Below are 12,011 nucleotides of genomic sequence, written 5' to 3'. Positions count from 1 at the left end.
CTCGACAGATCAGACAATCTTTAAGCTGATCAAGAGCTTAATGTCAGTTTGTATCGCAATTGGTGGGAGAGTGGAATCGATTTTATCTAGTTTTTAATCTAGTTCATGTTCTATCTCTGGGTCGGTGAAGAAAGGCGAAGTCTATGTTATGGTTTATTTTAATCTTTACCTTTTTGATCTCAATCTAGATCAGAAGGGAAGCCAATACAAAGATATATAAATTGAAGCTGTAAGTGGGAGGTAACCTAATGAAATCTTCTTTAGTAATTCTCTATCATCGTCAACCTTATGATGAAGTGATGGATGACGATGGCGTTATTCATTACAAAGCCAAAAAGAGTCCAAACGGGATTGTTCCCACTTTAAAGGGATTCTTTTCTAATGTTAATCAAGGGACTTGGGTCGCTTGGAAAGAAGTCAAATCTAAAGATAATGCTGAGTTTAAAGCACGGATTCCCGTAGAGGAAATTGAAGATGGCGGGAACTACAATGTGCGCCGAATTGCTTTAACTCCCGACCAAGTTAAAGACTTCTATCACATCACTTCTAAAGAAGCCTTTTGGCCAATTTTACACTCTTTTCCGTATCATTTCACCTACGAAAGTTCAGATTGGAAAAACTTTCATGAAGTGAATCGTTTATTTGCAGAAGCAGCTTGCGAGGAGGCTGCGGATGATGCGTTAATTTGGGTACATGATTATAACTTGTGGCTTGTCCCCCATTATATCCGTCAGATTAAGCCGAATGCGAAAATTGCATTCTTCCACCATACTCCTTTTCCTTCGGTGGATGTGTTTAATATTCTTCCTTGGCGAGAAGAGATTATTGACAGCCTTCTTTGCTGTAATATTGTCGGTTTCCATATTCCTCGCTATTCCGAAAACTTTGTGAATGTGGCGCGGAGTTTGCGATCTGTGGAAGTGGTACACACTAGTCCGGTTCCCCAACATCTGACTCCAGTGGGAACGGCTTTAGCTGAACCGGAAATGACGACTCAACTGCGGTGGCGCGATCGGATCGTGAATGTGGATGCGTTCCCTGTGGGAACCAACCCGCAACATATTCTCAATACTTTACATAAACCCGAAACGGAAGACCGTTATCAAGAAATCTTAAAACGTCTCCAAGGACGTAAACTGATCGTATCTGCGGGACGGGTGGATTATGTGAAAGGCGTGCGAGAATTGTTAGAAGCCTATGGTCGCCTGTTAGAACGTCGTCCTGAGTTACGAGAAAAAGTGAATCTGATGGTTACTTGTGTCTCGCCAGCGAGTGGAATGCGGGTTTATGAAGAAGCCCAAAACTTAATTGAACAGTTAGTGGGTGAAATTAATGGACGCTTTGCAACATTTGAGTGGATTCCGATTATGCTCTTTACGCAGCCGATTCCCTTTGATGATTTAATGTGCTATTATCGGGCTGCCGATGTCTGTTGGACAACTCCCCTCCGAGATGGACTGAATCTTGTCGCAAAAGAATATGTGGTCGCTAGAGAAGGAAAAGGCGGAAATTTAATTCTCTCTGAGTTTGTTGGGGCTGCGGTCGAATTACCAGAAGCCATTTTAACCAATCCTTATTCCATGGATCGGATGGATGATGCAATTGATCAGGCGTTAGATATGCCTCAAGCCGAACAGGAACAACGGATGGAGAAAATGTATAAGACGGTTAATGAATATGATGTTGCGTATTGGGGCGATCATCTTTTCGAGAAGTTCAAACAAATGGAAAAGAATATTGCTCAACAACCCAGTACCGTTTAATCTCATGAAGTACATTAGACTAAGAAATGCTATAGCAGTTCTAATTCTTATGGAAAAAGTTGATTAACCGTTCCCCCCTTATTGAAGGGGGGCTAGGGGGGATTAATTTACAACTCTTATGGGGTTGCTATATAACTTTTAATCCCCCTTAAAACAGGGGGACTTTTTTTTCCCGACAGACTAAGAAACGCTATATTGCTTTAGTCACCAGAGAATAAACTTTTCACTTTGTCAATAATCCCTTCACCGTTTTCTTTGGCTTCAGACTCAGCCTTTTCTTCAGCGTCTTTAGCTTTGTTCTCGATGCTTTCTTTCGCGTCTTGAGCTTGTTCTTTTGCGTCTTCAACTCCTTTTTCTACCGCTTTTTTAGCGTCTTCTGCACTTTCTTGAATTTCTGTTTTGACATCATCAGGGCTCGGTGCTGCGATCGCGCTAGCAGTCAATCCCCCTCCGCTAGAAAGTGCCATCATTCCACAGCAAAAGATGATTAGTCCAATTTGTTTAATCGTTCTTAGAAGCATTATTTAGTCCTCACATCAGCTAAATCGGCTTTTCACTCTCAATCGTATTGGTTTTTATTAAAAAGTCAAGGCTTTATCATCAAAATAATTAATTGTTTTTGATTTTTAATTTAGCTTTTCTAATATCAGGAAAGGGCGGAAAATTTGAGTGATAAAATCAGATTCATTCAACGAGTATCTATCACTTGTTTTTGTTGATGTACAGCCTTTACATTATACCAATTTAGGAAAACCCGTGCGATTTCTAAAGCAAGTTGTGGCTTATCCCGATCAACTAACCATTGTAGGAGTGGACGCATTGTTTTTTCATTCAAAGAACCTCCCAAAGAGAGAATTCCCCATAGCAAACGATGAAAAAGCGTCATTTGAATCATCATTTTTACTTCCCAAGTGGGATGTTTTTGGTAAAATAAAACGCCCATTTTTCCCCGTTGGATTTCCTGATCAATTAATTGTGGAATTTGGTCTAAGTTGAAGGGGGGATGCCAATGATAGCCCACTGCATCAGGACATTTAATCAGTTTTAATCCTAGCTTTTTTAAGCGCACCCCAAGTTCTAAATCTTCCCAGCCATACAGTTGAAATTGCGGATCAAATAAGCCAGCTTGTTCTAACCATTGGCGATGAATCGCAACATTTCCTGTGGCAAAATAAGCAGCAGAAAAATCAGTCAATTTATAAGGCTCAGTCGTTGGATTTTCAAAATTAGCGGTATTAATCACTCGTCCATAAGTAAAGGCGCGGGTGTCGCTTTTGCTTAAACAATTAGCATGAGATTGCATAAAGGTTTCGGTGACAACTAAATCACTATCAATAAAAATAATAAAGTTACCTTTCGCATTTTTGACTCCTAAATTTCGCGCGATCGCGGGACCTTGATGGGCTTGTTCAAAATAGCGCACATGAGGAAAAGAAGACGCGTTTAACCAAGGAATCGTGTCATCCGTTGACCCATCATCCACAATAATAATTTCATATCCAGTGATCAAGTTAGCATCAGTAATCACTTGTTTTTCTAGTGCTAAAATACACTTTTCTAAAATCGGTTTTCGGTTATACGTTGGAATGACAATACTAAAAAACATTTTTTACAATTAATAATAACGAATAATTGCCTGATTAAATTAAAAAATATCCAAATTCTAACTATTACCGTCCAGTTAATTCTTGCTTGAGCAAAATCATCTCCCTCTTTAAATCTTCACTATTTTGATTAAGCTGACTAGGCGCTTTGATTAAGTTAATTTTTTCGTTAAACTTTGTACCATCAGGTAATTCAGTAGCTTGGTAACTTTTACGAAATTCACTCTTGTTGATAAATCCTCTAAATTCTAGCCAACCTAAACTTTTCTTTAAATCCAAATCTTCTATTTCTAATCCAGCTTTAATGGTGCGATACAAAAAAGTTTCTTTAATATGAAGTTTAACTAAAACAAAAAGATTTCCTTCCCAGTCAATTTCATTTTCAGGAACTGCTAAGTAATTACCATTAGTAGATTTTAGAGAAATAATATATTTCTCTGGAATCTCATACATTTGATTCTCGATAGTAACTTTGGTAAAGTCTCCTTTATCTCGTTTCTGCGTAGATTCTTCTAAAGAAGAATAATCCACTGGTAGTTCAATGTTAGCTAAATGATTGATATATTTACTAAATCCATGCTCTGCTAACTTACCTCTTACTTCATCTTCAACTTTACCAGTAAAGTTACGTTGACCTCGCATCCCATATTTTTTAGGTTTCATTAGGACACTATCATAACCTTCTATAACCGCTTTCGCATCTAGATAAGTCAGGTCAATAGACCTTTTATAGAGCTTAAGTGCATAGTTTTCTAATTCGCTAAGGGAAAAAAATAGGCGATTTCCTTGCCCTTTGATTCGTTTGTTTGTTAATTCAGGATTAACTTTCTCTTGTCCTAAAAATAAAGAATCTTTTCTTCTAAAATTTATATCTTTTTCTAATAGATGACGATCAATATATTGAAAAAACTTAATTGCTAAATACTTATTGACATAAATATTATTGTTTTCCTCAACTAAATCTTTTTTATAGTCTTTTTTAATTCTTTGAGAAACCGTATGTATTTTACTACTTGGTTGCATTTTCTTATAAAAGTGTAAGCTGTTTATACTCAGAGTTTACAATCTTTTTTTTCTTGACTGTATTGATCGGAATTTGATAAATTTTATCCCTCTTGCTTTTAGTAACATTGATGGGTAGAGATAATTGTTCGTAAGACTCCTCATAAGGATTAACAGATTGAAAATCATCAGTAAATAATTTTTTGAGTTCATCCGCAATCACTTTAATACCAATGGGTGGAACAGAATTACCAATTTGTTTTCGTACACTACTAATTGAGCCCACAAATTTAAAATTATCTGGATAACCAAATAATCTCGCTCTTTCTCTATTTGTCAGAGGTCTAGGTTCTTCATAATGATATCCCCACGTTCCACCTCCTCCAGCAGCAATGATTGTGGTAGATGGCTTATTTCGATCTAACCGACGATAAACATGACTGATCATTCCTTTTACATAGTAAGGGGAGTCTATTGGGATTGATTGAAAGTTTCCCCCTTCTGGAATAAGTTCTAATATTTTCTGGGTTCGTGGCTTAATATTTTGATGTTCATTATTATAGGGGACTTTTTCCACACCTATCAAGGCTTCTCCTGAAGTGACATATTTGTCAGGTGGGTGAGTTGGTTTCGGTTTTTTATAGCAATAACTAATATCTTTACGAATCCCAATAATTAAAACTCGTTCTCTTAGTTGTGGTGTTCCATAATTAGCAAAATTATAGAGATCAGCGTTCGTATCATAACCACAATCAGAAAAATCTTTTATAATCTGTTTGATTGCTTGACCTTTATTTGCACTGAGCAAACCTTTTACATTTTCAGCAACAAATAATTTTGGCTGCTTAGTTTTAACGACTTCCACAAATTTTTTATAAAGATTTCCTCGTTCAGACTCTAGTCCTTTCCTCTTCCAAATCATTGAAAAGTCTTGACAAGGAAAACCACCTAAAATTACATCGCATTCAGGAATAGTTGTGATATCAATATCATTAATATCACCTTGAACAATATGGTTACTAATATTATTGTTATAAGTTTCAGTAGCATCAGAATCTATTTCATTTGCCCAGATTATCTGGTAACCTGACCAAATAAATCCTAAATCCATACCACCACAACCACTAAATAAAGAAACTGTTCTCATCATTTTACATGGAAAATATATCGTTTTATTTGATTATGATTAATTTTAGATACAAACAAATTATAATTTCTTACTCATTCATTCGACAGATTTTTAGGATTAAGATTGAATTGCTAAAAATAGCAGTTTAAACCGAACATCCTACAACTCATTGACGACCATTGCCTAGCCTTGATCATAGCTTGAATTAGAGGTTAGCCATGAACTGTTAATTGTTCTACCTTGTAGTCGATCGCGCTTATAGGATACGATAGAAGACTTACAACTCAGGATAGACAAAGGATAAGGAGACGTTTGTGCTATGGCGCGGATGTACTATGACGAAGACGCGAATCTCGACCTCTTAATGAACAAAACCGTTGCCATTATTGGCTTTGGTTCTCAAGGTCATGCTCATGCCTTAAACTTAAAAGATAGCGGGGTTAATGTCATTGTGGGCTTATACGAAGGCAGTAAGTCAACCGCAAAAGCCCAAGCAGCAGGATTGACCGTAAAGTCGGTTTCAGAAGCAGCAAAGGCAGCAGACCTAATTATGATTTTACTGCCCGATGAGGTGCAAAAAACCGTCTATAAAGCAGAAATTGAACCCCATTTAACCTCCGGAAAAGCCCTAACCTTCGCCCACGGGTTTAATATTCATTTCGGACAGATTGTTCCTCCTGCGGGGGTGGATGTGATGATGATCGCACCCAAAGGACCAGGACACCTCGTCAGACGGACTTATGAACAGGGAGAGGGTGTTCCCTGTCTGTTTGCGGTCTTCCAAGACGAAACGGGACAAGGGCGCGATCGCGCAATGGCTTATGCTAAAGGGATAGGCGGAACTCGCGCAGGAATTTTAGAAACCAGTTTCCGCGAAGAAACCGAAACCGACTTATTCGGGGAACAAGCGGTACTCTGTGGCGGTTTAAGTGCTTTAATTAAAACTGGGTTTGAAACCTTAGTCGAAGCGGGTTATCAACCAGAACTCGCCTATTTTGAATGTCTCCATGAAGTAAAATTGATTGTGGACTTAGTCGTGGAAGGCGGGCTTGCCAATATGCGCGATAGCATTTCTAATACCGCAGAATATGGCGATTATAGCCGTGGCCCCCGCATTGTCAACGAAGAAACCCGTGCGGAAATGAGAAAGGTCTTATCCGAAATTCAATCTGGGGAATTTGCGAGAGAATTTGTCTTAGAAAATCAATCTGGAAAATCCGTTCTCACCTCTACCCGTCGTCGGGAAGCAGAACATCCCATTGAAGAAGTGGGGAAAGATTTACGGGCAATGTTTAGCTGGTTGAAAAAGGGTTAACCTCTAGTAGGTAAATTATTGTACATTTTTTGACTTAACTTTACTTTTTAGTGGAAAGGGAAATGGGAGTACAATTTATCGGCAGTCCTAAACAGCCAACTTTTACGATCTGCTCCTTGGTTGATGGAGTTTATCAGCAAAAAAATATTGTTTAGGAGATTTGATTTCCTCCTCCCTTTTCCCTGAATTAGAGTTGCGATTGGATGATGTTATGCCAGCTTAGTCAGCTTGTTTTTTAGTTAAAGCTGGAGGCGATAAGGTAACAATTCCGTAAGCCTCAGGAGACAGATATTTTTGCGCTGCTTCTTGAACATCTTTTGGGGTCAAATGACGGATAATTTCTGGGTAATTAAAAGCGGGTTGTAAGTCGCCTAATTGAGAGAAGAAATAACCGTAAAGATTAGCGCGATCGCTGGGTTTTTCATTGGCAAAAATGTAGCGATTAGCAATTTTAGTTTGAATCCGATTTAAATCTAATTCGCTAATCGGTTCTTCTTGTAAACGTCTAATTTGATCTTGAATTGCGGTTTCAACTTTGTCTAAATTTTCTTCAGGTAAGCGTGCAGAAATCGAGAAGTTTCCTTGTAATTTTTGACTAGAATTCCCAGCAGCGATCGCGCTGACTAATTTTTCTTCTTCTCGCAACTGACGGAACAAACGAGACACTTTTCCCTGTCCCAAAATCGCAGCAACCACATCTAAAGGATACGTCTCCTGTAAATCATTTAACCCTGGAACGCGCCACAACATCACTAACCGTGCTTGTTGGAGTTGCGGATCGGTATAAGATCGTCTAACAATCTCTCGAAATGGGGCTTCTGGTTCAGGAAAAGAAACCGTTTTGGGGGACGGTGGATCACACTGCGGTGCAATGGTTTCCCAGGCCCCAGTTACAGTCTCAATGAGGGTTTCAACAGGTAAATTGCCAACAACACTGACAGTCATCGTTCCGGGATGATACCATTGCTGGTGAAACTCCCGCATCTGCTCTGGGGTGACATCTGAAATCACCTCTGCTGGTCCCAACACGGGACGACGATAGGGCAGGGATTCAAAACAAGTTTCCATGGCGCGAGCGTAAGTGCGACGCATGGTATTATCCTCACTGCGCCGAATTTCTTCTAAAACCACCTTTTTCTCCCGTATAAACTCATCCTCAGGGAGACTGGGGTTGCTGACCAGTTCTAATTGTAATGGGGCAAGCTCAGCAAAGTCCTTGGGGGCTGTGGTGATGTAATAATGGGTGTAATCTTGGCTTGTCGCTGCATTCATGACCCCTCCCCGTTGTTCCACAAGACGATCAAAGTCTCCAGGCTTGAGGTTGGGCGTTCCCTTGAACATCATGTGTTCTAAGAAATGAGCCATGCCATTAATGGGATCTGGTTCAACAGCAGAACCTACTTGAAACCAAACGTTGAGATTGACCGCTTCAACGGGGAGTTGTTCTGCAATAATGGTCAGACCATTACTCAGTTGATGAATGGTTGGGGTATTGAGAGGAGTTGTTGTCATAAGTTAGTTGAATTACAGTGAGCATTATTCCGATCTTAATCTTTGATTTACGATTTGTTGCGAATCGGATGCACCAACTGTTTTTCAATTACTGCTCTCAGTCTTGAGTTGACACTCCCACGGCTACGCTACGCGCTTTGCCCTGGGATTCTTCGTTCTGCGACGTGACTTGCTCAAATAGGACTTGTCCTACCTGAGTAGCGGTCTCATCTCCCGAAGCGTTTAGGGAGTCTAACCCCCAAGTTCCCGTATGCCCTACGGTACTTAATCCTTTCTTTAAGATGTTGATGGCTGCATTTTCATCTCGATCTAACTGACATCCACATTTACAGGTATGAGTTCGAGTTGATAGAGATTTCTTAACAATCCGCCCACAGTTAGAGCATTCTTGACTCGTGTACTGTGGTGGTACTGCTACTGTTATCTTCCCAAACTTTTTAGCGAAATACTCTAACCAGACTCGAAACTGATACCAACCAACATCCGAAATTGATTTAGCAAGGTTATGATTCTTAACTAAGTTTCTTACTTGCAAGTCTTCATAGGCGACCAAGTCGTTAGACTGAACTACGCAACGCGCGGTTCTCCTGGCGTGTTCTCTGCGTTGCCTACTTATCTTCAAGTGTTTCTTAGCTAGTTTCTGTCTTGCTTTTCCTCGATTATTTGAGCCTTTTTGTTTTCGAGAAACAAGACGTTGATGACGCTTTAATTCTTGCTCTCCTTTACGGAAAAATCGAGGATTTGGCTCTTTATGTCCTTTGCTGTCTGTGAAGAAGTCACGCAAACCAACATCAAGACCAATAATCTGTTCAGTTGGCTCGTGTTCTTCTTTAACATCAACATTAATGCAGAACTGACAATAGTAGCCGTCTGCCCGCCGAACTAAACGAACACGCTTAATTTGATCAGGAGAGTAGAAATAAATATCTCTACTTCCTACGAGTTTTAAGCGACCAATGTTGTTCTTGTCGGTGAAGGTGATGTGCTTTTTGGTGTTTGGGTCGAGTTTCCAACCCGTTGTTTTATACTCAACTGAGCGGTTGTTCTTTTGGAATTTAGGATAACCTTTTTTTCCTTTAATACCTGCTTTACAGTTTTTGTAGAAACGGTTGATAGCTGACCAAGCCCGTTCAGAACCCGCTTGTCTGGCTTGAGAATTGAGTTTTTTAGCAAAGTCAAATTCATCAGCTAACTGCTTACAAAGTTTGCTGAGGTCGTACTTGCCAACACCGTTATTATCCATCCAATGACGAACGCACTTATTCCGTACAAACTGAACAGTACGAATTGCTTCGTCTATGGCAGAGTATTGAGTTTTGCTGGCTTTGACTTTGTACTCAATAACAAACATTACGCTCTCCTTCTGGCGTAACTAAATTATAACACAAATGAATCGGGTTTGTTCGTCTCAGGCTATCGTAGGCGCGAAGCGACTTCTCGAAGAGTAGCCTTCAACGAATCCTCACCTTCGCTCTGGGCCTTATATCCCACGTCTAATTGCCCTGGGCGCGTGCGGCTACCTCTGTAAGTTTTCAATAACTTCGTTGAGCAATAACAATTGCACCTCTAAGGCTTCAGCATAGTCTGCAGCATTGTCGGGCTGAGTTTGAATACCTCGCACTAGGGCTGCAATGCGAGCTTGAATTTCCTTTAAATCTTGGGTTGTGTTGTTACGAGTCAAGGTTAGCATGGTTTGATGAGTATATTAATTTAGGAAAGGGTAATCAAAACTACTTCCTAGAGCAGTAGGCGATTTCTTTCAATCTCACTAGTATTTACAGTAACGAGGTTCTTTTTCTCGAACAACCCATAAATCTAATACAAATTTCATCGTAAAATCTAATATAAATTTCAAGAAGGCAATTCGAGTTTCCCACTCGGTCTGGGATGTCCAGTCCGCTAATTTGATTATAGTCAACAATACCATTGTAAGGATATCACGATAAATATCCAACTCGCAACCTTACGGCTCAACCTGATCGCGCTGCAAAATGTCGTAAAACCAAGCCAAAAAACGATCGCGCAAGGCAGATAAAGAATATTCCTCCTCTGCTTGTTGACGACACGCAAGGCGATCAATTTCATCAAGACGATCAATAGCTTGCACCAACCCTTCTACACGATCAGGTTCGACTAAAAATCCTGTTTTGCCATCGCGAACAATTTCTGCTGGGCCCCCCCGACGATAAGAAATAACAGGAATACCACAAGCTAAAGCCTCAATAGCAACATTACCAAAGGCTTCCACCCAACGGGGAGTCATCAATAAGCCTCGACACTCACGGATTGCTTTTTGTAATTCTGTTGTGGATAAAAACCCGCCATACTCAATGGGAGCGTTAGGATACTGCTTGCAAATCTCCTGCCAATAGGCTTCATCTTGCATCCAGCCGAAAATCTTGAGAGGAATATCTAATTGTTGCACGGCTGCGACGGCATCTTCTAAGCCTTTTTCTGGTGCAATGCGACCCAACCAGACCAGAGAATCATTGCTTTTAGGACTAAATTCATAGAGAGATAAATCTAAACCACTACTCAAACAGCGACAAGCCTCGCTAAACGGAAACGTTTCCGCTTGGGTGCGGGTGTAAACACCAAAAGTTTCGGGAAAACGAGTGATGGTTTGGGTCATGATTTCATCGAGCGCATCACTCATAGACCCCATACTAATAAAATGCGCGATCGGGGTTTGGAAAAAGGGAGTTAGGTAAAAGGGAAGCCAGTCAAAGGCAAAGTTGACAATTAAGTCATAGTCGGATTGAACTTCTCGTGCATAGTCGCACAGATTGGCTAAAACAGAATTTTCAGGAAGTTGGATCGGCGCGTCTCTTCCTTCTCCTTGGGCGGGGATTTGTAAGTTTCCCGCAATGGTTTCAATGGGGAGATTTTCAAAATAAGAGCCAGTGGGGGCAACAATCTTGACATGATGTTGGCTGTGTAAGAGATCTTGGGCGAGATTTTTAATGGTTAATTCTACCCCTCCCCCTTCACCCGTGCCTAGTGCACCAACGGGAGTGGAGAGAAAAAGGAGAGAGAGGGGTTGAGATGGTTGTGTCATCAGTTTTTTTCAGGGAAAATAAGGGTGTTTGCTTACACTTGAGCGATCTTACTTGCAAGAAACACATTTTATTCCTAACTGATACAAGATGAAACCCTTAAATTTATTACGTTGGACAACTCGCCTCAGCGCGATCGCTGCTCTCCAAGCAGGGCTTTTCTTTATGCTAACTCCGACCCGCCCTCTGCAAGCTGCCATCGGCGATGAGTTTAAAATTTGTGGAGAAGAGTTACAAGAAGCGGGCTTATCTGCTGAAGAAGCCTCTGCTGCTTGTGCAGATGCCATTCGTCCCAAAGATTTATCTTTATGTGTGTTAAGTATGAATCAAGAAGTAGGAATTCCCGCCGAGGAAGGATTATATAACTGCTATCGCGATCGCCGCCCCCTTGATTTAGCCAGTTGCGTCGTTGATATCAACCAATTTCTCGAAGCGGATGACCCAGGAATTATTGTCGAAAATTGTCGGCGTAGTATTCTCCCTCTTCGTTACTCGGAATGTGTGGTGGGGTTAACCAATACCACTGAACAAGCTATCGATCCCGCGATCGCGATGGAAGAGTGCATCAATGCTGACACTTTTCCCGAACCTTTTTCCCAGTGACCAGTGACCAGTGGATAGTTAACAGTG

At 40.6% G+C, this 12,011-nt stretch carries 11 protein-coding genes; 3 read left to right on the top strand and 8 right to left on the bottom strand.

Translation table 11 applies throughout. The features are described from left to right. Positions 1-248: 248 nt before the first annotated feature. Positions 249-1,763 (top strand): glucosylglycerol-phosphate synthase, encoded by a 1,515-nt coding sequence (ggpS, locus tag PCC7418_RS00485; RefSeq protein ID WP_015224224.1) that lies wholly within the window; start codon positions 249-251, stop codon positions 1,761-1,763. Between the two features lie 200 nt (positions 1,764-1,963). Here ggpS and PCC7418_RS00480 read toward each other — a convergent pair whose 3' ends face one another. The 4 genes from PCC7418_RS00480 to PCC7418_RS00465 form a co-directional block, all read right to left on the bottom strand. Continuing rightward, positions 1,964-2,284, bottom strand: a complete 321-nt coding sequence (locus PCC7418_RS00480; protein ID WP_015224223.1) for a YtxH domain-containing protein — start codon at positions 2,282-2,284, stop codon at positions 1,964-1,966. 167 nt (positions 2,285-2,451) lie between these two features. Further along, positions 2,452-3,369, bottom strand: a complete 918-nt coding sequence (locus PCC7418_RS00475; RefSeq protein ID WP_015224222.1) for a glycosyltransferase family 2 protein — start codon at positions 3,367-3,369, stop codon at positions 2,452-2,454. A gap of 64 nt (positions 3,370-3,433) precedes the next feature. After that, the gene (locus PCC7418_RS00470) at positions 3,434-4,390 is read right to left on the bottom strand and encodes a hypothetical protein (RefSeq protein WP_015224221.1); all 957 of its coding nucleotides are present in this window, start codon (positions 4,388-4,390) and stop codon (positions 3,434-3,436) included. 4 nt (positions 4,391-4,394) lie between these two features. Further along, positions 4,395-5,519, bottom strand: a complete 1,125-nt coding sequence (locus PCC7418_RS00465) for a DNA cytosine methyltransferase (RefSeq protein ID WP_015224220.1) — start codon at positions 5,517-5,519, stop codon at positions 4,395-4,397. Positions 5,520-5,817: 298 nt separating this feature from the next. On the opposite strand from PCC7418_RS00465, the gene ilvC reads away from it, so the two are divergent. Then, the gene (gene ilvC / locus PCC7418_RS00460; RefSeq protein WP_015224219.1) at positions 5,818-6,813 is read left to right on the top strand and encodes a ketol-acid reductoisomerase; all 996 of its coding nucleotides are present in this window, start codon (positions 5,818-5,820) and stop codon (positions 6,811-6,813) included. Positions 6,814-7,032: 219 nt separating this feature from the next. Here ilvC and PCC7418_RS00455 read toward each other — a convergent pair whose 3' ends face one another. From PCC7418_RS00455 to PCC7418_RS00445, 4 genes are all read right to left on the bottom strand, one after another. Beyond that, entirely contained in the window at positions 7,033-8,325 is a 1,293-nt protein-coding gene (locus tag PCC7418_RS00455; RefSeq protein WP_015224218.1) for a pitrilysin family protein, read from the bottom strand. A gap of 97 nt (positions 8,326-8,422) precedes the next feature. Continuing rightward, on the bottom strand, positions 8,423-9,676 hold the full coding sequence (locus PCC7418_RS00450) for an RNA-guided endonuclease TnpB family protein (RefSeq protein ID WP_015224217.1): 1,254 nt from the start codon (positions 9,674-9,676) through the stop codon (positions 8,423-8,425). A 165-nt stretch (positions 9,677-9,841) separates the two neighbouring features. Beyond that, complete coding sequence (locus PCC7418_RS20385; protein WP_015224216.1) at positions 9,842-10,015, bottom strand: hypothetical protein; 174 nt, start codon at positions 10,013-10,015, stop codon at positions 9,842-9,844. Positions 10,016-10,288: 273 nt separating this feature from the next. Next, the gene (locus PCC7418_RS00445; RefSeq protein WP_015224215.1) at positions 10,289-11,383 is read right to left on the bottom strand and encodes a glycosyltransferase family 4 protein; all 1,095 of its coding nucleotides are present in this window, start codon (positions 11,381-11,383) and stop codon (positions 10,289-10,291) included. 88 nt (positions 11,384-11,471) lie between these two features. Between PCC7418_RS00445 and PCC7418_RS00440 the strand changes: the two genes are divergently transcribed. Then, the gene (locus PCC7418_RS00440) at positions 11,472-11,984 is read left to right on the top strand and encodes a hypothetical protein (RefSeq protein WP_015224214.1); all 513 of its coding nucleotides are present in this window, start codon (positions 11,472-11,474) and stop codon (positions 11,982-11,984) included. The last annotated feature ends 27 nt before the right edge of the window (positions 11,985-12,011 follow it).

Origin of the sequence: Halothece sp. PCC 7418 (assembly GCF_000317635.1) — a bacterium.
Taxonomy (GTDB): domain Bacteria; phylum Cyanobacteriota; class Cyanobacteriia; order Cyanobacteriales; family Rubidibacteraceae; genus Halothece.
The sequence above is the reverse complement of the archived record's forward strand: the minus strand, read 5'-3'. Positions and strand labels throughout refer to the sequence as shown.

Excerpts from the sequence above, each read along its gene's own strand:
- ggpS (WP_015224224.1), top strand. The coding sequence starts at position 249 with ATGAAATCTTCTTTAGTAATTCTCTATCATCGTCAACCTTATGATGAA.
- PCC7418_RS00455 (WP_015224218.1), bottom strand. The coding sequence starts at position 8,325 with ATGACAACAACTCCTCTCAATACCCCAACCATTCATCAACTGAGTAAT.
- PCC7418_RS20385 (WP_015224216.1), bottom strand. The coding sequence starts at position 10,015 with ATGCTAACCTTGACTCGTAACAACACAACCCAAGATTTAAAGGAAATT.
- ilvC (WP_015224219.1), top strand. The coding sequence starts at position 5,818 with ATGGCGCGGATGTACTATGACGAAGACGCGAATCTCGACCTCTTAATG.
- PCC7418_RS00440 (WP_015224214.1), top strand. The coding sequence starts at position 11,472 with ATGAAACCCTTAAATTTATTACGTTGGACAACTCGCCTCAGCGCGATC.
- PCC7418_RS00470 (WP_015224221.1), bottom strand. The coding sequence starts at position 4,390 with ATGCAACCAAGTAGTAAAATACATACGGTTTCTCAAAGAATTAAAAAA.
- PCC7418_RS00480 (WP_015224223.1), bottom strand. The coding sequence starts at position 2,284 with ATGCTTCTAAGAACGATTAAACAAATTGGACTAATCATCTTTTGCTGT.
- PCC7418_RS00475 (WP_015224222.1), bottom strand. The coding sequence starts at position 3,369 with ATGTTTTTTAGTATTGTCATTCCAACGTATAACCGAAAACCGATTTTA.
- PCC7418_RS00445 (WP_015224215.1), bottom strand. The coding sequence starts at position 11,383 with ATGACACAACCATCTCAACCCCTCTCTCTCCTTTTTCTCTCCACTCCC.
- PCC7418_RS00465 (WP_015224220.1), bottom strand. The coding sequence starts at position 5,519 with ATGATGAGAACAGTTTCTTTATTTAGTGGTTGTGGTGGTATGGATTTA.
- PCC7418_RS00450 (WP_015224217.1), bottom strand. The coding sequence starts at position 9,676 with ATGTTTGTTATTGAGTACAAAGTCAAAGCCAGCAAAACTCAATACTCT.